Consider the following 21,447-nt stretch of genomic DNA (forward strand, 5'->3'; position numbering starts at 1 on the left):
CCGATATGGCTAACAACCTAGATAACAACATCGCTAATAAAAAAACAGCACATATCATCTCGCACACCCACTGGGACCGTGAATGGTATATGCCTTATGAACATCATCATCTGTTATTGATTGAACTGATGGATAAGCTGCTGGGCACGCTGGATCAAGATCCGGATTACCGCTATTTCCATCTGGACGGACAGACCATTATCCGCGAGGATTATCTCCAGGTCCGCCCGGAGCAGAGAGAGCGGCTGGACCGCTACATTCGTGAAGGACGCATTCATTTTGGTCCGTGGTACGTGCTCCAGGACGAATTCCTGACCAGCGGGGAGGCGAATCTGCGCAACCTGCTGATCGGGCATATGGATGCAAGGCCCTTCGGGATCATCTCCAAAACCGGCTATTTCCCCGATTCCTTCGGCAACATGGGCCAGGCGCCGCAGATTCTCCAGCAGGCCGGAATTACGAATGCCATCTTCGGACGCGGCGTGAAGCCGACAGGCTTCAATAATGAAGTCAGCGAGAACGATACCTACGAGTCTCCTTATTCCGAGATGGTCTGGCGTTCCCCGGACGGTTCGGAGGTGCTGGGTGTGCTGTTCGCCAACTGGTACTGCAACGGTATGGAGGTTCCGGCAGACCCGGTTGCTGCGAAGGCGTATTGGGACAAGAATCTCGCAGACGCCGGGAAGTTCGCTTCTACTCCGCATCTGCTGTTCATGAACGGCTGCGATCACCAGCCGATTCAGACCGATCTGTCCGAGGCGATCCGCACAGCTTCCAGCTTGTATCCCGATGTGGAGTTCGTACACTCCAATTTCGACGAGTACCTGAAGGCACTGGAAGCTGATCTTCCCGGCGATCTGGTGACGGTGGAAGGGGAGCTGCGCAGCCAGCATACGGATGGTTGGGGCACACTGGTCAACACGGCATCCTCACGGGTGTATCTGAAGCAATTGAACCAATCCGGCCAGACCTTGCTGGAAAAGGTGGCTGAGCCATTGGCGGCGTTCGCTGCGCTGGCCGGCGTACAGGCCTATCCGCATGCGCTGCTGACCTATGCGTGGAAGACGCTCATGCAGAATCATCCGCATGACAGCATCTGCGGCTGCAGCGTGGATGAGGTGCACCGCGAGATGGTGACCCGGTTCGCCAAGAGCAGCCAGATGGCTGAGGCGATTGCCGCGCAGAGCGCGGCTGCGCTTACTGAAGCCATTGATGTGGCCGGAGTAGCGGCCTGGGGAACGGATGCGGTTCCGTTCACCGTATTTAACACCAGCGGCTGGTCCAGAACCGGAACGGTTACGGTGGAGCTGATTACGACGAAGAAATATTTCCCGCAAGGCCCAACCCCGCAGGGGCTTGCACGGGAGCTTGCGCAGGAGCCGCTGGGCGAATGGCAGGTTATGGACGAAGCGGGCAAAGTCTATCCGGCTGACCTTGCGGATCTCGGGGTTCACTTCGGGTACGAGCTGCCCAAGGACCGCTTCCGCCAGCCTTATATGGCGCGTAAGGTCCGGGTGACCTTCCCGGCAGTGGATGTGGCTGCGCTTGGTTACCGTACGTATGCATTGGTTCCCGCTGCGGCTGCCACCGGAGCGGAAGCAGCCGGGCTGGATAGTGTACGTGTACAAGGCCATACGATGGAGAACGGGAAGCTGATCGTGGCGGTTGCAAGTAACGGTACCGTGACCGTTACAGACAAACAGTCAGGTGCGGTCTATGCCGGACTGAACGTCTATGAGAACACCGGTGACATCGGCAATGAGTATGTGTACCGCCAGCCGGAAGGCAGTGAGGTGCTGACCACCGAAGGCTTAACGGCTGAGATTTCAGTCAAGGAGCAGTCCCCGTCGCGTGTGGTGATGGAGACGGTGCTGCGCTGGGAGGTACCGGCCAGTGCAGACGAGACCTTCCTCACCGAGAAGCAGCAGATGGTTCCGTTCACTGAGCGTACCGCGCAGCGTTCGGCTCAGATGGTGCCGCTAGTGCTGACCACACACTATACACTGGAAGCTGGAAGCGGAATGTTACAGGTAAGCACCAGCTTCGATAATCAGGCCAAGGATCAGCGGCTCAGAGCTTTGTTCCCTACAGGGCTTGAAGCGGACCACCACTATGCGGACTCTGTCTTCGAGGTGGCCAGACGCAATAACCAGCCTGCGGCGGAGTGGATCAATCCGAGTAATGCCCAGCATCAGCAGGTCTTCATCAGCGTAGCGGACGGAGTCCATGGGCTTGCGGTTGCGAACAAGGGACTGAATGAGTATGAAGTACTGCTGGACGGCAAAAACACCATTGCTGTAACCCTGCTGCGCTCATCCTCTGAACTCGGAGACTGGGGTGTGTTTGAGACGCCGGAGGCACAGTGCCTGGGCCAGCAATCCGTAGAATACGCGATCATCCCTTATACAGGTGACGGAGCGGTGTCTGGTGCTTATGCACAAGCCTACCAGTACCAGATTCCGTGGACGGTCCTTCAGACTCAAGGTCCTGCTACACGCGTTCCGGCCGTGAATGGACGTCCGCATTCAGGCGGAGTGACCCTGCCTGTATCCGGGCAGTGGTTAAGCTGGAACTCCAGCGCTTCGCCGCTGGCCTTCTCGACCCTGAAGATGGCTGAGGAGACAGGCGACCTCGTGGCCCGCTGGTACAATCTGGGCGGCGAACCTGCGGAGCTTACAGTCCAGCCATCCTTCAGTGCAGAGGCAGTCTATGAGAGTGATGTGCTGGAGCGCCGTGTCTCGAAGCTTGCGGCAGCGGAGCAGCCTGTGGACGGCTTCAAGATCGTCACACAGGTGTACCAGTTGGAGAAATAGGCTATAGCAATAATTGTATAGAAACCGAAAATAAGCGGTACAACCTCCAAGCTCATTCAGGAATGAGTCTTGGGTTTGTACCGCTTTTATTTGATACATCGTCTAGATCCTCTTGAAGTTTACCGGATTTGGCGGTTACAGATATCCAAGCCAATCCCACCGTGCTATCCTTGTCGGCCACCTATTACCCCGGGATATCCCATCTGCTGCGCATGACATGTTCAGCTAACTTCTCAGGAATATCTCTCCGCGACAGGCTGGTTTCGCCGCTTCCTGCTTCCAGAATAATAGTGGGTGCTCCCGCTCCTATCTGGGCGGATATGGAGGTTAGAACCTCCGGCATCCACCAGTTGACCCGGTGCAGGATAGCTTTTACGGGCGGAGCTTGCGGCAAGGGCTTCATACAGGAACCCTGATCCTGCGAGAAATAGGACAGCAGATACAAGGATCAGCAGTAGCTTAAGCAGCCTGTTCCGCAGTTTTCGGGCAGCGGGTTTCGGATGACTGGAAGATTTTCATGGTGGCGGGTTCGTCTCCTTTTTTACAATACAATTGTATTATTTAAAAAGAGTATACCAGTCCAACCCCTAATTAAGCAATGTCCTGGGGCAGCCGTTTGATTTCTTCTCCACACGGGTAAAATAGAGTCAAATAACCCAGAGGAGAAAGGTGGTACATCTTATGCTGTGGGGACTCATTGGACTCGTAGTGGCAATCTGGCTGTTCGGCGTCATCTTTAACTTCATGGGCAACCTGATCCATCTGCTGCTGTTCGTGGCAGCGGTGCTGTTCGTGGTGAACCTGTTTAAAGGCAGATCTCGAAGATCATAACGATTTTAATTTGCCTTAATTCAATCTTATAGAGAAAGCACGCGCTCTCCCGCAAAGGATGAGGCGTGCTTTTTCAATGTGTTTATTTATTTTGCCTGCAAAAATTAGAATTTATCAGCATGTTTATCCCTGTGCAGAAACACAAAATTGGTTTGCCTTGTATGATCCTCTATTTTTTCAATAGGAGTAATTTGTCCAGACTCCACTGCGAAGCAGCGGTAATCAAGCTTTTCCAGAATTTGCAGCACATCATTAGGGTGATAGCTGAATTTGGCGGCCCACTTGCGTAGCAGCTCAAACAACAGGATCGGCTTGTGCTTACTGATCATGTCAAGTCCACCCTCCAGAACGAGAAGCTCGGCGCCTTCCACATCGCATTTTATGAAATCAATCTGCTCTGGTATTTGCTCAATATAAGAATCCAAAGTACGGAATTCGCAATCCACCTGCATGACCTCCTCACCGCCCGATAAATTTTGCAATGAGCTGTTGCCTGACCCTTGTTTATAGAAATAGACAGGAAGTGTACCTGACTTGTCGGATAGTCCTATATTATAAGCTGTCACATTGGAAACGTGGTTCAAATCCAGATTCTTCTGCAAATTCTCGAAGGTGGCAGGAATAGGTTCGAAGGCGTACACCTTACTGAGCGGGTAATGCCGTGCCAGATGCAGTGAGTAATATCCGCAATTGGCTCCTATATCCAGAATGACTGAGGTCGAAGTTAGAAGATTGAAGATACATTCCAGTTCTTCCTGCTCGTATGCGCCGAAATTAAGGATTTCGATGGGAACGGTTCTCTGATCTTGGGGATTACATAATAGCTTGAAGCCATGCTGTCTGGTGACCATAATGACACTGCCGTCTATGATTTCGATTCTGGCAATATCGGTCTCCTTTAGGTAATGGCTATAGGCAAATAAGAGCTGGTGATATCTTTCATGCATGGTCGTGATAAATTCGGACTTTGCGAAACTTCCTTCGAGAAATGCTTGTTTTTCTGAAATTAGCGGTGTTGTCATATTGTACCTTCCTTTCTATAATTGGCAGAATAACTTCTAATTGTCCTTGAGAAACCAGCCGTTATCCCTGTCGAAGGACGCCAGCCGAGCTTCATAGCCCTAGTGATATCCGGAATATTCTTATCGATCTTACTGGGAACATACTGGCCTGAGGGAGCCGATCTTACTACCTTCAGTCCATACTCGGGAAACAGGCTTACCAGGGTCGAGGCAAGCTCGGAGATGCTGACTGCCCCTTCGGGATTTCCAATATTATAGGCTTCGCCGTTCACACCATTAAGAAGAATGGTGAAAAACCCGGCAGTGGCATCTGCCAGGTAACAAAAGGCGCGTATTGCAGTCCCTTCGCTAGTCATGGCAATGTCTTGGCGGTTCAGAATATTGCCGACGAAGTCAGCGAAGACCCGCCCGTCATCCAGCTTCATTCCCGGCCCGTAAGTATGATAAGGACGTACAACCTTAACGGGAACACCATACTGATGATGCCAGCATACGCACATGGTTTCAGCCATTCGCTTGCTCTCCGCATAACAGGAGCGGACGCTCATGGGGTTGACATGACCCCAGTCCTCCTCTTTTGTGGGAATAAAGGCATCTGGAACCTGTCCGTATATTTCGCCTGAGCTTAAAAAAAGCATCGACTCCACCTGCTTCTCCACTGCAAGCTTGAGTAAATTAAGGGTTCCCATCACGTTGGCAGATAAGGTGCCTACCGGATCGGCGTTGTAGTATTTAGGACTTGCCTGGCTGGCAGCATGGATAATAAAGTCCACCCGCCCGGGCCAGCTTACAGGTTCACAGACATCCTGAACCAGAAATTCCAAATGGGGATTATTCTGATAACGGGCAAACCTGCTCCTGGCTGCCGCTTCATTTCTTACCAGCACAAGGACATGCACCGGAGAGTCCAGGAGCGGCCGCCTGTTCAAGGCCATGCAGGTGTCCACCATATAGGAGGGAATCAGGCCGTTGGCTCCGGTAATAAGTACTGTGCGGCCTGAGAGTTCTTGCCAGGGTAAGCTGGTGCCAAGAATGGCTTCCAGATCCTCCTCAATGACAGAATTATTCATTAGGCTGTATTACCTCCTTTCTTTCAGTAACAGTATATGAATGGTTTAACGGAATATGAAAAAGGTGGACTTCGCGGATTTGGTGCAGAAAGCAGTTGGAACAAAGCCCGTATTGCCCGACAGTCTGGACACCCGTCCCCCGGATGCCTATAATGGATGAAAATGCATTTTGGAGGACAAGCAATGCGTAAACCGATCATCGCCGTCGATATGGACGATACGATCTGCCATCTCGTCAAACGGGCGATCTACCACAATAATATCCAGTTTCCTACGCATCCGCTTAGATACGAGGACATGACGGACTGGAATACGGACCACCTGCGGCACCCGGACAGCACGATGGAGCTCTTTTTCGGGAGACCGGGCTTATATGAAGAACTGGAGCTGTTCGATGAATATGTAGTGGAAGAGATGGAGAAGCTTCACTATGCGTATGATGTCATCATTGTTACGGCGGCCGCGCCGAAGACGGTGGGTGAGAAATGGAACTGGTTGCAGAAGCACATGCCGTATATCCCGCCTGAGAATTTCTTCACCGCCCGGCGCAAGCATCTGATCGGCTACGACCTGCTGATTGATGACGGTCCGCATAACCTGCTGCCCGCCGTGAAGGCCGGAAGGAAGGTGCTGTGCATCCCGCATCCCTGGAACCTGAGGGCGCGTGAGGAGTATGCTTTTCCGCTGATGACCTCCTGGGAGGGTGCCAAGGAACGGGTGGATGAGATTTTGCAGGCTTAGGGTGAACGTGAACCTTGAACTTGAATAACCGTCTGAAGATAAGCCTTGCTGCTGCGGGCTTATTCTGTTATGTCCGGAAGACCTGTCTGCCGCCTGTCCTGCGATAAATCCGCTGTCGAACATTATCAGTATTTGCGGTATGATGAATATATCATTGCGTTTTTGCTCCAAGGAGGATTGCGGGTTGTATATAAGTTTGAAGCGTAAGCTTCGTCAAAATCACAAGCTGAGCCTGACCACGCTGCTCACAGGTCTGGTGACACTGGTGGTTCTGCTGACTTCAAGTATTCTTCTGCTCGGTTCGTATGAGTCCAAGAAGCGATCCTTAATGGAGACCACGCTTCATCTGAATTACCTCAATGCTGACCGGATGTCCAAGACGATGGATTCATTATTTCAATCTATGCACGGGACTCTGGAATACAACGCTATCAGGTTGTCTGACATAGACGCTATGCCGCCGCAGGAAGTGAATGCTTCTCTGGATCTGATGCGCAGCAGCAGCAATTTCTTCAATTCCATCACCGTGGTTGATGCCAGCGGACTTATCCGCAATGTCTCACCAGCCAGCATAGGAACAACAGGCATGCACGTTAGCTCAGCGAACAGCAAGGAAGCCTTAGCGCTCCGCAAGCCATATATTTCTTCCCCTTATTTGACAGCCAATACCAAGCGGTTAATCGTATTTTTGAGCCAGCCCATCTTCGATGCTGCGGGTACCTATGCCGGAATTCTTAGCGGCACTATCTATCTTCAGGAGAATAACGTGCTGTCTGAGATTTTTGACAATGGGCAGGAGGATGATTCGGGGGCTTATTATTATATTGTGGATTCTGAAGGGCATCTGGTCTATCACCCGGATAAAGCACGGATCGGCACCGATGTCAGCAGTAATGAGGTTGTGCAGCAGCTGATGAATAAGCGAAGCGGAGAACAGCCTGTTACGAACCTCCGTGGCATTGAGGTGCTGGCCGGTTACTCCAGTGTGCCCGCTAATGGCTGGGGCATTGTGGTTGTCTCCCCGATTAGCCAGATTCATCAAGAGCTGATCGGGCATTTTCGTACCTTGATCGGGTTTTCCTCCATACCGTTCATTCTGCTGCTGCTGGGCGTTATTATGCTGGCACGCAAGTTTGCGCGTCCTTTTGTTTATCTGGCAGATGTCGTGAGCCGAATGGGCACGGAACAGATAGAATTGCAGGAAGCGAAGCGCTATTGGAGCCGGGAGGCCTACTTACTGACAGACGGAGTGTCGCTTGCCCTGGCCAATATCTAGCAGCAGACCGAGCTGTTGACCCATGAAGCCGAGACAGATGTGCTGACCGGTCTGATGAACCGCAGGTCCCTGGAGCATACGATCAGCCAGCGGATGAGCTCAGGCGTTCCCTTTTCACTGGTGCTGCTGGATATCGATAAGTTCAAGCTGGTCAATGATACTTACGGGCATAACCTGGGCGATGAAGTTCTGAAGCATGTCGTCCGGGTCATTGTAACCTCGCTTCGCCCGGATGATGTCTGTTACCGCTATGGCGGGGAGGAATTCGTTATTCTGCTGGCCCGGACTACGCCTGCGGAAGCCTTCAGCGCTGCTGAGCGAATCCGTCTTGCTGTCGAGCGGAGCCAGGCGCCGATTGCAGCGCAGCTTACAATTTCACAGGGGATTGCCCACTATCCATCGCATGCCGCCGACCTTACGGGACTGCTCGGGAAGGCGGATCAGGCCTTGTATCTGGCGAAGAGCAGAGGGCGGAACCAGTCGGTGATTACGGAGTCTTAGCCGAATTACTTTGAATTGTGATTATCGCGCTTTGAGTGCTTTTGCGTTATAATCGAGAAAAATTTCCTGAAGGTGGAGCATTGTGAGAATTGGTACCAAAAGATTACGCCTTCAGACGACCATCACTCTGATGATCTGCCTGATCGTTGTGCTGGTGCTGCTGATTGTGTATATGATGTTCGGCATGAGATTCTCCGAAGAGGCCCGGGCTTCTCTGGAGAATAAGGCCATCACTATTGCCCGTACGGTCTCCCGTACGCCGGGAGTGGTGGACGGGCTGCTTGCGGAGCCGGCTTCCGGCAGTATACAGCAATATGCAACGGATATCAGTGCTATCAATGATGTGCAATTCGTGGTGGTGATGGACATGCTGGGGATTCGCCGTTCCCATCCCGATCCGTCCCTGATTGGCAGGCACTTCATGGGCGGGGATGAGACGGAGGCGCTGCACGGCAAGGAGACCATATCTGTGGCAGAAGGCTCACTCGGTTATTCTGTGAGAGCGTTCTCACCGATCTTTGCCGCTGACGGCAAGCAGGTTGGAGCAGTAGCTGTAGGCATATCGCTGGGCAGCGTCCGTTCCGCCGTACAGCAGAACCGCTGGATTATCTACTCGGGCATCCTGGTCGGCGGGCTGATGGGGATATTCGGTGCCATCCTGCTCGCCCGCAAAATCAAGCGGATGATGTTCGGCATGGAGCCGGGAGAAATCGCCAAATTGCTGGAGGAGCGCAGCGCTATGCTGCAATCGACCAAGGAGGGTATTCTCGCCGTCGATAAGGAATCGCGGATTACCCTTGTGAATGCCGAGGCCCGGAGACTGATGGGCAGCGTTGGCTTGAACCAGGAACCGTTAGGCAGGCAGGCCGGGCAGTTCTGGCCGCTGCTGCGGATGGAGAAGGTGCTGGAGACCGGAGAGGCCTTGCAGGACAAGGAAGTGGAACAGAGCGGCATCACGCTGCTGGTGAATGTGGTCCCGGTCCGGGTGAATGGAATTATCGAAGGCGCCATTGCTACGTTCCGGGACAAGACTGAGATCAGTATTCTGATGGAGCGGCTCTCCGGCATCTCCCTGTACGCCGAGGCGCTGCGTGCCCAGACCCATGAATTCATGAACAAGCTTCATGTCATTATGGGACTGAATACGATGCGCAGATACGACCGGCTTGAGGAATATCTCACGGATATTGTGCAGAGCATCCAGACAGAGGCGGACTCGGTCGTCCGGCAGGTCAAAGACCCGGTGATGGTCGGCTTCCTGCTCGGCAAGCTCAGCAGAATCAGGGAAGCCGATGTGCGGCTGGTGATCCGGGATGAAGGTATGCTGCCTGAAGCAGCAGATCATGAGGTAGCGCGGGAACTGGTCACCATTGCAGGTAACCTGCTGGACAATGCGCTGGAAGTGCTCCAAGGCGCGGACAATAAGCAGATCGAGATTGGATTCCGGCATAAGGACAACCAGCTTACTCTTAAGGTTAGTGATAACGGGACAGGTATATCTGCGGAGAATGGAGCCCATTTGTTTGAACAAGGCTATTCGACCAAAGGCGGCGACCGGGGAGTAGGGCTGTATCTGGTGCGGCGAAGTGTAGATAAGCTGGGCGGAACGATTACGTACGACAGCCGGGAAGGGGAAGGCACCGAATTTACGGTGCAGATCCCGTATAGGGCGAAGAGTTAAGATAATGAATGAAGCATGTGAGAATGATGAAGAGTAAAGATAATGAATGAATAGTGAAGATAATGAATGAAAAGTGAAGATAATGAATGAAAAGGGTGGAAAGCCCATGGAGAGTGGTGATCAGCCATTATGATCAAAGTACTTATTGTTGAAGATGATCCCATGGTGTCGGAGATGAACAAGTTCTATGTGCAGCAGGTGGAGGGCTTCCGAGCCGATGGCTGGGCCAGCTCGGCGGAAGAAGTGCTGAGTATGCTGGAGAAGCAGGCCTATGACCTGATCCTGCTGGATATTTACATGAAGGAGAGCAACGGGCTGGAGCTGCTGTCCGAGATCCGGCGCAGGGGCGTGAAGATCGATGTTATCGTAATCTCGGCGGCGAGCGACAAGGAGAGCATTCAGGAAGCGCTGCAGAACGGGGCGGTGGACTACTTGATCAAGCCGTTCGAATTCTCCAGGCTCCGGGCCGCATTGAACGGATACCGGGAGCAGAACAAGCTGTTCCGCAGCCAGGAGCGGCTGAACCAGTCGGAGCTGGACAAGCTGGCGAGATTCAAGCAGGAGCGGACTGTAACGTCCGAGCTGGCAAAGGGCTTCACCCGCCAGACGTTACAGACCATCTGGCGGGCGGTGGAAGCCTGCGGCAGCGAGCTGTTCTCCGCTGAGGATATCTCGGCGGTATCCGGCATCTCCCGCGTCTCCGCCGGTAAATACCTGATCGGTCTGACCGAGATGGGCGTGCTGGAGATGGACCTCGTCTACGGCAGCATCGGCCGTCCGGTGCAGAAATACCGGCTCGCTCCGAACGGTAAGGGATTGATTACTAAGTATATTTGAGGTGTAACTAACTAATTCTGAAGCTCCTGCCGCGCAACCTGCGGCGGAGCTTTTTGAGTTGCGCAGGCAGCGGAAGCGGGCTGGGGGCTGGAAAGGGATAAATCCCTTTGAATTAGTCAAAAGTTGGCTGGATGCTGAAAAGAAAGGGATAAATCCCTTTGAATTAGTCAAAAGTTGGCTGGATGCTGAAAAGAAAGGGATAAATCCCTTTGAATTAGCCAAAAGTAGGCTGGATGCTGAAAAGAAAGGGATAAATCCCTTTGAATTAGTCAAAAGTTGGCTGGATGCGGTAGCGTCAAGAAGTTTGTGTAAGAGAGTAGAAGTACCTCCCCCGGGTTACGGGTTGGGGTGCAGTGTTTCTGGGGGGAGGGGGAACCCCGACCCCCAGAAACTGGATTTCTCTGCTACGCCTCTTCCGGTGCGGGTAAAGAGGGGTAGCGTGTTTCGAATAGCTCTTTTAGCTTCTTTTTAACGGCATCCATGCCAAAGCCTTGGGCGACCCGCCCTGCATGACGTTCATTGTATTCCAGCATCTCCAGGTACACGATTTTCTCTGCCGCATCCATGTTCGTCAGACTGTTCATCGGTTTCAGACGCTTGCGGATTTCCTTGTTCATCCGTTCGATGGGGTTCGACGTGTAGATCGCTTTACGGATCGATTCCGGATACTTGTAGAACGTCAGGAGTGTGGATAACTGTTCCTCCCAGGACCTCATTTCCTTCGGATATAGCTTGTTCCACTTCGCTTTGACCGTATCAAAGTTAGCCCGGGCTACCACTTCATCCGGTGCGGTATATACGGTTTTCAACGCTTCAAGGACATCAGTTTTGTGCTCCATCCGGATTTTAGGGAACGTGGCCCGCACTTTGTGCACTACGCAATGCTGTACATCTGCCTGAGGATAGGTCTCTTTAAACGCCGCATCCAGCCCCGGTAGTCCGTCAAACACACCCAGCAGGACTTCCTGCGCTCCGCGGTCGTACAGGTCTTTGAGTACCTCCCGCCAGCCATTCGAACTCTCTTGGCCGCCCACGTAAAACCCGAGAATTTGACGCTGTCCCTCCTCGTCAATCCCCATCGCAAAGTAGACCACTTCGCCACGGACCGTGCCCCGTTTCAGCTTCACGTACAGCCCATCCAAGTAGATCACGGAGTACCGTTTGCTCAGGGGCCGTTTCTGCCACTGGTGGATATCGTCCAGCACCGTAGCCGTAATATTGCTGACCGTGGTGGGGGAGTAGTGGCTGCCAAACATACTTTCAATGAACCGGGCCACATCCCGCGTGCCCATGCCCGATTTATACATTTGGATGACAGCCTCTTCTAACCATCCGTCCCGCCGCTGGTACGGCTCAAACATCTGCGTCTGGAAAAGGCTTTGGCGGTCCCGGGGCACCTGAAGATCCTCGATATGGCCGTATTTCGTGTGTAAGTCTCGCGTATAATAGCCGTTACGACTATTACTGGCACCCGCTTCTTCACTGTCCATAAACCCCTGGATTTCGGCGCGCAACAGGCGTTCCATGTTGTCTTTCACAAAATCTTTAACAAGTTTTTCAAATAGATTATTCAGAGAACTTTCGGGTAAAATATTCATTGGTAGGGTTCCTCCTTGGTGGTTTCGCAATCCCGAGGATACCCTACTTTTTTGGTGTCTGACTAGACTCCAAATCTTGGTACACAACTTACTTTACGCCATCCTGGATGCTGAAAAGAAAGGGATAAATCCCTTTGAATTAGCCAAAAGTTGGCGGTAGGCGAAAATGAAAGGGATAAATCCCTTTCAGCCCCGGTGAAAGTCAGCGGTAAGCGCAAATGAGGAGCACAAGTGCACCTGAATTAGCCAAAAGTCAGCGGTAAGCGCAAATGAGGAGCACAAGTGCACCTGAACTAATCAGACTACGTATTAAGCTCCCATACTAACTAATGTTACCTGCCTTCCGATGATACTACCAGGCTCTGACCCGCCGGAACTCCACCATACTTCCTCCCCAGCACCTATAATCAAATTCGACCATGTAGAGTACTCTAATACTCCCCGTCAATCCCCCCGCCCTCACTCCTACTTCACTCCTGATAGCGCTTACTTTAATAATTTACAAAACCCCTTTATTACTTTCATAAAAACAAAAGCGCTTTCAAAGCAGCTATGATGAATTTGTAAAAGAGTTAAGGAGGTAAGGTTAACATGCAAAAAGCAATTCAACCCCCACTTTCGGTACCGGAACAGCAGCCTGTTGTACTGAAGCAAGGAGAACAGGGTTTCGTACAGAAGGTTCTGCATTTAAAGGTAGGCGTTATTCCGCTCCCGCTCTACGTGGTATTTGCACTCATTATTTTTGCGGCTTCTGTGCTTGGTGAACTGCCAAACGACATGATCGGCGGCTTTGCAGTAATTATTGTACTGGGGGTGCTGCTCAGTGATCTGGGCTTCAAGCTTCCGATTCTCAAGAATATCGGCGGTCCGGCAATTCTTTCGTTAATGATTCCATCCTTCCTGGTGTTCTGGAATGTGCTCGACCCGTCGGTGCTCGAATCGGTCAACACGCTGATGAAGACATCGAATTTCCTCTACCTGTACATCTCGATTCTGGTAGCCGGAAGCATCACCGGGATGAACCGGACCACGCTGATTAACGGCTTCATCCGCATCTTCATCCCGATGATGGCCGGAACGATCGCCGCAGTCGCTGCGGGCATGGGCGTAGGGATGCTGCTCGGCTACAGCGCACACCGGACATTGTTCTACATCGTCGTGCCGATTATCGGCGGCGGCGTCGGTGAAGGGATTCTCCCGCTGTCCATCGCATTCTCGCAGATCCTTGGCGGTGAATCCGGGTCGTATGTGGCCCAGATGATTCCGGCGGCGGTGATCGGCAACGTGTTTGCGATTATCGGAGCGGGACTGCTCAAGCGGATGGCTGACAAAAATCCGTCCATCACCGGTAACGGTGTACTCGTGAAGGCGAAGGACGGCCAGAAGCTGGCCGGCAGCACGTATGACAGCCTGAAGCCGGACTTCCTGCTGATGGGCGCGGGACTGCTGTTCGCCTGCGGATTGTTCATCACCGGACACCTGCTGTCGCCGTTCGTCGGCATTCCGGGTCCGATCCTGATGATCTTCGCAGCTGCACTGCTGAAGATTTCCAAGCTGCTGCCTGCCAAAATTGAGCAGGGTGCTTATCAGCTCTATAAGCTGGTTTCCGGCACGTTGACCTGGCCGCTGATGGTCGGCCTCGGGATGCTGTACATTCCGCTGAAGGATGTCGCGGCCCTGATCTCGCTTCCTTATATTATTGTCTGCGCTACCGTTATCGTAGCGATGACGATCACCGGCTATTTTACCGGCAAATGGGTCAATATGTATCCGGTTGAAGCGGCCATTGTTACCGGCTGCCGCGGCGGCCTTGGCGGAACCGGCGATGTAGCGATTCTGTCAGCCTCCGGACGCATGGAACTGATGCCGTTCGCACAGATCTCCACCCGGATCGGCGGTGCGATTACAGTAGTTGTGGCCACGCTGCTCATCGCGGTATGGGGCGGCTGAGCAGGGTGCTCAATCAGCAAAAGAGACGCCTGAATCACATGAAATCGCATCCAAACGTGTCTAAATCATGGACAATTTGCGGATGTCAGCTTTTGTATTGCCAATCTATTCATTATCGCGGAGAATGACTACAGGAGCATATGAAATGCATAGTTGACGGAGCTGCAACCGGGTCTGGAAAGGTTCGGATACAGGAAGCTCCGCTATATATAGAAAGATTCGAGAAAGATGCAACCAATGGTTAACCAGTTGAATGGAGGAGTTAATATGGAACTATTAGAAGAAATTATGCTGCTGCATAAAGGCGGTAAGCTTGAAACTACCCTGAAGCATCCGATTCTGTGCAAAGACGACCTGTCCAAAGTCTATACGCCGGGTGTGGCGAAGGTCTGTCAGGCGATTGCCGACGATCAGTCCCAGGCTTACGAGCTAACCACGAAGAAGAATACCGTAGCTGTCGTATCCGATGGCACAGCTGTACTGGGGCTTGGCGATATCGGGCCGAAGGCGGCCATGCCGGTTATGGAAGGTAAGGCAGCGCTGTTCAAGCAGTTCGCGGACGTAGACGCCGTGCCGATCTGCCTGGACACCAAGAATACCGAAGAGATTATTGCGATTGTAAAAGCACTTGCCCCGACGTTCGGCGGCATTAACCTGGAGGACATTTCCTCTCCGCGCTGCTTCGAGATTGAAGCCAGACTAAGAGCGGAGCTGGACATTCCGGTATTCCATGATGATCAGCATGGTACGGCAATTGTCGTAACTGCCGGATTGCTGAACGCACTCAAGGTATGCGGCAAGGATATCAAGGATGTCAAAATCGTAGTCAACGGCATCGGTGCAGCAGGCATCTCCGTCTCCAAAATGCTGCTGCATGCCGGAGCGGTGAACCTGATCGGCGTGGACCGGGAGGGCGCGATTAACCGGCTGGCGGATTATGAGCGCAGCCATTGGAGCGATTTTGCCCAGATTACGAACCCTTATCTGGAAATCGGAAGTCTGTCCGATGTGATCAAAGGCGCGGATGTCTTCATCGGAGTCTCTGCACCGGATGTGCTGAAGCTGGAAGATGTGCTGAACATGGCCGCAGACCCGATTGTGTTCGCCATGGCGAACCCGATGCCGGAGATTGATCCTGCGATTGCCGCGCCGCATGTAAGAGTTATGGCGACCGGCCGTTCCGACTATCCGAACCAGATTAACAATGTGCTGTGCTTCCCTGGGATATTCAGAGGGGCGCTGGATTGTGAAGCTACGGATATTAATGAAGACATGAAGCTGGCGGCTGCAGAGGCGATCTCCTCCGTCATTGACCCGTCTGAGCTGCATGAGAAATATATCATCCCGGATGCCTTCGACCCGCGTGTAGTAGAGAGAATCCGCATGGCTGTAGCTGAAGCGGCAGCTAAGAGCGGTGTAGCCCGCAAGAACCTGCTGGTCGGCATTAACTGATTCCTATATTAATGAAGATACACAAACGGCAAGCTCGTCAGATGAGCTTGCCGTTTTCTTTGCAAGCTGGAGGTGTTGCTCAGGAAGTGTGCTACTGTAGGCGAGAGAGCCGCTTGGCGCTGGTTATGATCTCGGAATTTGGGGTAATGAACGGGAGATTCAGGGCCGGATATGGAAGTGCCCGGTTGTACATAAATCTGATATCGGAGGGAACAAGATGAGTGAGCAAGAAGTGGAAGCCATCGGCTGGGATGCGATAGAGGAACAGATGACAGGGCTATACGGACAACAGGAACCGAAGCATTATGCTGCAATGCTGCCCTATAGCCTGGGGGGCAATGACCCGCTGAACGGAATCAGCGCCTATGCAGCGGAGCAGCCATACCCGCATTGGCATTTCGTAACCTTCGGCTTCTCCGAGCTGTATGAGAAGGAGTCTGAAGACCTTGAATACAGCGGCTACGGCTTCGAGCTGACCTTCCGTCTGGCGCGTAGAAGCGGCGAGCAGGAGCCTCCAGCCTGGGCGATCAATCTGCTGCAGAACATGGCCAGATATGTATTCTCCAGCGGCAATATCTTTGCTTCCGGCCATCATCTGGATGCCAATGGCCCGATATGCCTCGGGGCTGATACCCGGCTGACGGCGCTGGCGTTCACTGATGACCCGGAGCTTCCGGCTGTGGATACACCGAACGGCCGTGTGGAATTCCTGCAGATGGTAGGAATCACAGCGGACGAGCTGGAAGCGATGATGTCCTGGAATACCAATGCCTTCCTGGAGGCCAGTCAGGAGGTGCTCCCTCTCTATATCACCGAGCTTGCCCGGGATTCGCTGCTTCGGCTCCCTACCATCCAGGAAGCGGTGCGTCAGGGCACCCGGCGTGACGGATCACAGACGGGCATTCTGTATGTAGATGAACTGGATTATGAGCCCGGCACAAGCCGTCTGTTCGGCACAGCACCTGCTGTCCTGACCATAGGCGCAAGGCAGGCACCGACTATAGCCAAGCTGCTGCGCGGCCGTCTGCTGAAGGGGAAGCCGCTGACCCTGACCAGCAAGAAGCTGCAGGTGATGCTGGAGCGCAGACCCGATAACGATAGTGTGGTCAACGAGGAGTTTGTGAGCCTCGGCTTGACGGAAGAGGCGGTCCTGGAGCTGGAGGAGAAGCTTCAGCCCAAGGAAGGGGAGCTCCGGCTGTCTGCCGCCAAAGCATTGAAGGTGCAGATCCGCAAGACCTACATCAAAGACCAGGAAGGGAATGTGGTCCAAACTATCGGATAATCAGAGCCAAGGCCTGAAGTCTGGATAATGTATGCGTACAACCGAATAGAATGGGCTGGTATAGCGGTATATGGCCTGAATGTATATGAAAAACAGCATACATTGTGTTCGCAAGCAGGCGCATGGCTAGAATGTATATGGAAAACAGCATACATTGTGCTTGCAAGCAGGCATACGGCCTGAATGTATATGGAAAACAGCATACATTGTGTTCGAAAGCAGGCACACAGCTTGAATGTATATCAAAAACAGCATACATTGTGTTCGCGCAAAGGTAATCTTATTCATCCGTTAGGATGATTTTTAAAATGCTTCAAATTATCCTTCTATTTCTCGCCGAAACGGTACCGTCCTTTAAAAGGATGGTACCGTTTCCACTTGTCATCATTCTAACGGATAGACGGCCTGAAGATCCAATCTTTAGCTTATCTTTAGACTTGGTTTAGTCTGAATTAAGAATCCCCGGCTATATTTAAGTGAATAAGAAACGCTGCTTAAAATATAAGAACGGGAGTCTGCTATGGCCAAATTGAATTTGTTTATCCGCGTGTGTATTGCCGTGCTGCTGGTGCTGGGCATTATCTATGTCAGCTCACTGGTAGACTTTATTTTTACCCCCATTATCTCGTTGTTCAAGGTTGTGATGGTGCCGTTAATGCTCGCCGTCTTCTTCTATTATCTGCTTCGGCCCCTGATTGACTTCCTGTCCTCCCGCAAAATGAAGCGGACGCTGGCGATCCTGCTGGTCTATCTGGTGATTGCTATGCTGTTACTGGGCTTCACGGTAGGGGTCTGGCCTTCGCTGCAAAGTCAGCTGCTGAACCTGGTCAACAATATGCCGGGTGTGCTGAGGGCAGTAGGGGAGCAGCTGAGCAAGCTGGAGAACACTGAATTGCTGTCGGGACTGCTTCCTGAGAATATGAACCTGTCCAGCCAATTGATAGGCTATTTGAATACAGGCTTCTCACTGGCAACGGGCTATGTGACCGGGCTGTTCTCCTTTGTCTCTAATTTTGCGATTGTGCTGTTCACCTTTCCGATCCTGCTGTTCTACATGCTGAAGGAGGGCGGGAAGTTCGGCGATAAGGTCGTAAGCTTCTTCCCCAAACGTTATCATGAGGAAGGCGCAGGGGTGGTTGCCGAGATTGACAACGTGATGGGGAGCTTCATCGTCGGCAGAGTGCTGGTCAATCTGGCGCTGGGCGTGCTCATGTACATCGGGTTCCTGATTATCGGCCTGCCGTATGCGCTGCTGCTGACGCTGGTGGCGGTGCTGATGAACTTCATCCCGTTTATCGGAGCGATTCTGTCTACTGTGCCGATCTTCATCATCGGTCTGATCGAGTCCCCGTCTACGGCAATCTGGTCGATTGTGGTCGTGCTCGTTGCACAGCAGATCCAAGACAACCTGGTGGCCCCTTATATCTTCGGCAAAAGCATGGATATCCACCCGCTTACCACCATCATTCTCGTCCTGGCAGGCGGCGATTTCGGCGGAATCATCGGTATCCTGGTTATTATTCCGGTCTATATGATGCTCAAAATCATCATCATCAAGCTCTACCAGCTGTTCCTCCGCAAGCGCTGGGACGAGGAGCCGGAGCCGGCAGCGCCTATGGGACCGTTGGAGCAGGTGCCCGGGGGGACGGTGTCTTCTGCGGAAGCGGGGGAGTAGGTGGAAAAAGTACACCTAATCTGCCCAATTCTAAGGATTCGCCGAAAGTCGGCCCCAGTAAGTGTTGTTTATCCAACTAATCTCTGAAAGTGTGTCTGTAGCGCGAAATTAGATGGACTAAATCCACTTGCTTCACACGTTGCGTTCTGAGCTGTGCGTATATATCCGATACAACCGCATACTGATCTGAACCCCAAAAAAGGTCTATCCCAAAAGCCATCATATGGCTGGGATAGGCCTTCTTCAATTAGAATCACCATGAGGAGTAGGGTGGCCACTCTGTGTTCTGACCAGCATGAGGCTTCAGCCGCAAAGCTGCCACGCACTACTCGAGCTGTCAAGCTCTACCCGCTGCTATTCCCGCATCAAAAACGCCCGCGTCCGCTCCAGCTTCGGACTGCCGAAGATTTCCTCCGGCGTGCCGGATTCGGCAATGTCCCCGTTGTCCATAAAGAAGACGCGGTCCGCGACATCGCGGGCGAAGCTCATCTCATGGGTAACGATCATCATCGTCATGTTCTCCTCGGCCAGCTGGCGGATGACGCGCAGCACCTCGCCGGTCAATTCAGGATCAAGCGCCGAGGTCGGCTCATCGAACAGGAGAATGTCCGGGCTGAGCATCATTGCCCGGGCAATAGCAACCCGCTGCTTCTGCCCGCCTGACAGCGTGGAGGGGTAGACGTCTGCTTTGTCAGAGAGGCCAACCTTGGCGAGCAGCTCCCGGCTCTTGGCCGTGATCTGCTGCACACGCTCCCGCTTCAGCGTGCGCGGGGCAAGCTCCAGGTTGTCCCGCACACTGAGATGCGGAAACAGATTGAAATGCTGGAACACCATCCCCATGCTTGAGGTGATGTCTCTGATCGACGCCGTACTGGCGTAGCGCCCGTTCTCAACGAGCGTTTTGCCGCAGATCGAGATGCTGCCGCCGGTGACCTCCTCCAGATGCACAAGACTGCGCAGCATGGTGCTTTTACCGGAGCCCGAGGGCCCGATCACCGCAACGACTTCGCCGGGCTTCACGTCAAAGCTTATCTGGTTCAGCACACTGAGGCTGCCGAAGTCCTTCTTCAATTGCCGTACTTCAATCATGCTACTCATAGCCATACAGCCCTTCTACTCAAATTTGAAACGTTTCTCCAGCAGCTTGAAGAACAAGGTCAGCACCAGGGTCATCAGCAGATAAATGACGCCCGCTACGACAAAAGGCGTGACCGTGAAATCACGGTTCACCGCCGTCTTGGCGAAATTCAGCAGCTCCGGCACCGCTACGGCATACAGCAGAGCGGTATCCTTGACCAGCGTAATGGACTCATTGGCAACCGCAGGCAGTGCCACGCGGAACATCTGAGCAAGAATGACCTTGCGCAGTGTCTGCCACCGGCTAAGCCCCAGAACCTTGGCCGCCTCATGCTGGCCTTTATCGATCGAGAGCAGCCCGCCCCGGAAAATCTCGGCGAAATAAGCGCCGTAATTCAGGATAAAGCCCAGGCTGGCCGCTACAAAACGGTCCATGACCAGATATTCCCCGATCACGGGAATCTGCGGCAGGCCAAAGCAGAAGAAGAACAATTGCAGCAAGAGCGGCGTTCCGCGCATGACGTAAATATAAGCATGTGCGATCCAGGCCAGCGGCTTTAACGTGCTTTTGGCCATCAGCGTAACCACCATCCCGAGCGGAATGGACAGCACGATTACGATCAGGAACAGCAGCACCGTAGTCCGGGCGCCTTCCAGCATCGGTCCGGAAATTCTAATAATATAATCGATATCCATGTCTACACCCGGCTCCTAAACGATAGCATCTAGTTCAATACCTTATTCTCTCCGAACCACTTGGTGGAGATCCCGGCGGCTGTTCCGTCACTGCCCAGTTCATCCAGCGCCTTCTGCAGCTCATCCAGCAGAGCCTCATTACCTTTCTTAATTCCGATACCATATTGCTCAGGGGCCAGCGATTCTTCCATCAGCTTGTACGTATCCGGCTCCTTGGCTATGTAATATCTGGCAACCACCTCATCGATGACCACCCCGTCCAGACGGCCCGACTTCAGGTCGGTCAGTGCCAGTACATTGTCGGTGAATTCAGACACGCCGCCAAGCTCGGCCTTGATCGGATTCGCATCCAGGGCATCGGCGGCAGAGGAGAGGCTCTGAAGTCCGATTTCCTTACCGGCCAGATCCTGAAGCTTCGCAAGTGCTGAATCCGCCAGCACAACGACCACCTGACTGTTCTCCAGATAAGGCTTCGTGAATAACACCTTGTCCTTGCGCTCATCCGTGATGGTGTATCCGTTCCAGATCATATCGATCCGTCCGCTATTCAGCTCAGACTCCTTGGCGGACCAGTCAATCGGCTGGAAGGTAACCTCCCGGCCCATCTTCGCGGCAGCCGCCTTCGCATAATCGATATCAAAGCCTACAATCTCATTGTTATCATCCCGGAAGCCCATCGGGGCGAACTTATCGTCGATGCCGATCACCAGCTTCCCGTCCTTACCGCCTGAACTGGTGCAGCCAGTGACCACTGCAAGCGCCATAATTACAAGTAGAACCCATATTCCCTGTCTCTTCATCTCTCTAATCCCCCTAGTAGATTGCCTGCCGCATCCGATTGCTTTAGTTCGTTAATACGTTATCAGTGTATCATAATAACATATCATGTGAGTTCATGTCGATAGAGTTGAGAGAGTTGAGAGGGGCAGATGTGTCCAAAATAAA

At 52.8% G+C, this 21,447-nt stretch carries 18 protein-coding genes; 11 read left to right on the plus strand and 7 right to left on the minus strand.

Annotated elements, in window-relative coordinates:
* Window positions 1-5: 5 nt before the first annotated feature.
* Window positions 6-2,813, plus strand: coding sequence for an alpha-mannosidase (locus MKX63_RS14160; RefSeq protein WP_341017805.1), 2,808 nt, complete (start codon window positions 6-8; stop codon window positions 2,811-2,813).
* A 184-nt stretch (window positions 2,814-2,997) separates the two neighbouring features.
* Here the strand turns inward: MKX63_RS14160 and MKX63_RS14165 are convergent, their stop codons facing one another.
* Complete coding sequence (locus tag MKX63_RS14165; protein ID WP_341017806.1) at window positions 2,998-3,216, minus strand: hypothetical protein; 219 nt, start codon at window positions 3,214-3,216, stop codon at window positions 2,998-3,000.
* A 278-nt stretch (window positions 3,217-3,494) separates the two neighbouring features.
* Between MKX63_RS14165 and MKX63_RS14170 the strand changes: the two genes are divergently transcribed.
* Window positions 3,495-3,644, plus strand: a complete 150-nt coding sequence (locus tag MKX63_RS14170) for a lmo0937 family membrane protein (RefSeq protein WP_238650404.1) — start codon at window positions 3,495-3,497, stop codon at window positions 3,642-3,644.
* 104 nt (window positions 3,645-3,748) lie between these two features.
* On the opposite strand, the gene MKX63_RS14175 is transcribed toward MKX63_RS14170, so the two are convergent.
* Both MKX63_RS14175 and MKX63_RS14180 read right to left on the minus strand, forming a co-directional pair.
* On the minus strand, window positions 3,749-4,666 hold the full coding sequence (locus MKX63_RS14175; protein WP_341017809.1) for an FkbM family methyltransferase: 918 nt from the start codon (window positions 4,664-4,666) through the stop codon (window positions 3,749-3,751).
* Window positions 4,663-5,736, minus strand: a complete 1,074-nt coding sequence (locus tag MKX63_RS14180; RefSeq protein ID WP_341017810.1) for an NAD-dependent epimerase/dehydratase family protein — start codon at window positions 5,734-5,736, stop codon at window positions 4,663-4,665. Before MKX63_RS14180 ends, MKX63_RS14175 begins: the two co-directional genes overlap by 4 nt.
* A 183-nt stretch (window positions 5,737-5,919) precedes the next feature.
* Here MKX63_RS14180 and MKX63_RS14185 point away from each other — a divergent pair, with 183 nt between their 5' ends.
* The 5 genes from MKX63_RS14185 to MKX63_RS14205 all read left to right on the plus strand — a co-directional run bounded on the left by MKX63_RS14185 (window position 5,920) and on the right by MKX63_RS14205 (window position 10,772).
* Window positions 5,920-6,477 (plus strand): 5' nucleotidase, NT5C type, encoded by a 558-nt coding sequence (locus MKX63_RS14185; protein WP_341017812.1) that lies wholly within the window; start codon window positions 5,920-5,922, stop codon window positions 6,475-6,477.
* A 184-nt stretch (window positions 6,478-6,661) separates the two neighbouring features.
* Window positions 6,662-7,753, plus strand: a complete 1,092-nt coding sequence (locus MKX63_RS14190; protein ID WP_341017813.1) for a cache domain-containing protein — start codon at window positions 6,662-6,664, stop codon at window positions 7,751-7,753.
* Window positions 7,754-7,768: 15 nt separating this feature from the next.
* Entirely contained in the window at window positions 7,769-8,254 is a 486-nt protein-coding gene (locus MKX63_RS14195; protein WP_341017815.1) for a GGDEF domain-containing protein, read from the plus strand.
* A gap of 82 nt (window positions 8,255-8,336) precedes the next feature.
* A complete protein-coding gene (gene dcuS, locus MKX63_RS14200) occupies window positions 8,337-9,935 on the plus strand; it encodes a DcuS/MalK family sensor histidine kinase (protein WP_341017817.1) in 1,599 nt (532 codons plus the stop codon).
* 129 nt (window positions 9,936-10,064) lie between these two features.
* Window positions 10,065-10,772, plus strand: coding sequence for a response regulator (locus tag MKX63_RS14205; RefSeq protein ID WP_341017818.1), 708 nt, complete (start codon window positions 10,065-10,067; stop codon window positions 10,770-10,772).
* 404 nt (window positions 10,773-11,176) lie between these two features.
* Here the strand turns inward: MKX63_RS14205 and MKX63_RS14210 are convergent, their stop codons facing one another.
* Entirely contained in the window at window positions 11,177-12,370 is a 1,194-nt protein-coding gene (locus MKX63_RS14210) for an IS256 family transposase (RefSeq protein ID WP_341016497.1), read from the minus strand.
* Between the two features lie 591 nt (window positions 12,371-12,961).
* Between MKX63_RS14210 and MKX63_RS14215 the strand changes: the two genes are divergently transcribed.
* From MKX63_RS14215 to MKX63_RS14230, 4 genes are all read left to right on the plus strand, one after another.
* Complete coding sequence (locus MKX63_RS14215; protein ID WP_036699586.1) at window positions 12,962-14,320, plus strand: 2-hydroxycarboxylate transporter family protein; 1,359 nt, start codon at window positions 12,962-12,964, stop codon at window positions 14,318-14,320.
* Between the two features lie 267 nt (window positions 14,321-14,587).
* On the plus strand, window positions 14,588-15,772 hold the full coding sequence (locus MKX63_RS14220; protein ID WP_341017820.1) for an NAD(P)-dependent malic enzyme: 1,185 nt from the start codon (window positions 14,588-14,590) through the stop codon (window positions 15,770-15,772).
* Window positions 15,773-15,989: 217 nt separating this feature from the next.
* Window positions 15,990-17,054 (plus strand): suppressor of fused domain protein, encoded by a 1,065-nt coding sequence (locus tag MKX63_RS14225; protein ID WP_341017822.1) that lies wholly within the window; start codon window positions 15,990-15,992, stop codon window positions 17,052-17,054.
* Window positions 17,055-17,574: 520 nt separating this feature from the next.
* A complete protein-coding gene (locus MKX63_RS14230) occupies window positions 17,575-18,729 on the plus strand; it encodes an AI-2E family transporter (RefSeq protein ID WP_341017825.1) in 1,155 nt (384 codons plus the stop codon).
* A 354-nt stretch (window positions 18,730-19,083) separates the two neighbouring features.
* Here the strand turns inward: MKX63_RS14230 and MKX63_RS14235 are convergent, their stop codons facing one another.
* The 3 genes from MKX63_RS14235 to MKX63_RS14245 are packed head-to-tail and all read right to left on the minus strand — an operon-like array spanning window position 19,084 to window position 21,302.
* Complete coding sequence (locus MKX63_RS14235) at window positions 19,084-19,827, minus strand: amino acid ABC transporter ATP-binding protein (RefSeq protein WP_341018645.1); 744 nt, start codon at window positions 19,825-19,827, stop codon at window positions 19,084-19,086.
* 15 nt (window positions 19,828-19,842) lie between these two features.
* Entirely contained in the window at window positions 19,843-20,502 is a 660-nt protein-coding gene (locus MKX63_RS14240) for an amino acid ABC transporter permease (protein ID WP_036731532.1), read from the minus strand.
* 29 nt (window positions 20,503-20,531) lie between these two features.
* Window positions 20,532-21,302, minus strand: coding sequence for an amino acid ABC transporter substrate-binding protein (locus MKX63_RS14245; RefSeq protein WP_341017826.1), 771 nt, complete (start codon window positions 21,300-21,302; stop codon window positions 20,532-20,534).
* Between the last annotated feature and the right edge of the window lie 145 nt (window positions 21,303-21,447).

This window comes from Paenibacillus sp. FSL R7-0179, from assembly GCF_038002265.1.
Taxonomy (GTDB): Bacteria; Bacillota; Bacilli; order Paenibacillales; family Paenibacillaceae; genus Paenibacillus_AQ.

Bases quoted from the DNA above. Each gene is read 5' to 3' on its own strand.
- MKX63_RS14160 (WP_341017805.1), top strand. From the start codon at position 6: ATGGCTAACAACCTAGATAACAACATCGCTAATAAAAAAACAGCACAT.
- MKX63_RS14235 (WP_341018645.1), bottom strand. From the start codon at position 19,827: ATGAGTAGCATGATTGAAGTACGGCAATTGAAGAAGGACTTCGGCAGC.
- MKX63_RS14165 (WP_341017806.1), bottom strand. From the start codon at position 3,216: ATGAAGCCCTTGCCGCAAGCTCCGCCCGTAAAAGCTATCCTGCACCGG.
- MKX63_RS14240 (WP_036731532.1), bottom strand. From the start codon at position 20,502: ATGGATATCGATTATATTATTAGAATTTCCGGACCGATGCTGGAAGGC.
- MKX63_RS14185 (WP_341017812.1), top strand. From the start codon at position 5,920: ATGCGTAAACCGATCATCGCCGTCGATATGGACGATACGATCTGCCAT.
- MKX63_RS14215 (WP_036699586.1), top strand. From the start codon at position 12,962: ATGCAAAAAGCAATTCAACCCCCACTTTCGGTACCGGAACAGCAGCCT.
- MKX63_RS14245 (WP_341017826.1), bottom strand. From the start codon at position 21,302: ATGAAGAGACAGGGAATATGGGTTCTACTTGTAATTATGGCGCTTGCA.
- MKX63_RS14230 (WP_341017825.1), top strand. From the start codon at position 17,575: ATGGCCAAATTGAATTTGTTTATCCGCGTGTGTATTGCCGTGCTGCTG.
- MKX63_RS14210 (WP_341016497.1), bottom strand. From the start codon at position 12,370: ATGAATATTTTACCCGAAAGTTCTCTGAATAATCTATTTGAAAAACTT.
- MKX63_RS14225 (WP_341017822.1), top strand. From the start codon at position 15,990: ATGAGTGAGCAAGAAGTGGAAGCCATCGGCTGGGATGCGATAGAGGAA.
- MKX63_RS14220 (WP_341017820.1), top strand. From the start codon at position 14,588: ATGGAACTATTAGAAGAAATTATGCTGCTGCATAAAGGCGGTAAGCTT.
- MKX63_RS14180 (WP_341017810.1), bottom strand. From the start codon at position 5,736: ATGAATAATTCTGTCATTGAGGAGGATCTGGAAGCCATTCTTGGCACC.
- MKX63_RS14205 (WP_341017818.1), top strand. From the start codon at position 10,065: ATGATCAAAGTACTTATTGTTGAAGATGATCCCATGGTGTCGGAGATG.
- MKX63_RS14170 (WP_238650404.1), top strand. From the start codon at position 3,495: ATGCTGTGGGGACTCATTGGACTCGTAGTGGCAATCTGGCTGTTCGGC.
- MKX63_RS14175 (WP_341017809.1), bottom strand. From the start codon at position 4,666: ATGACAACACCGCTAATTTCAGAAAAACAAGCATTTCTCGAAGGAAGT.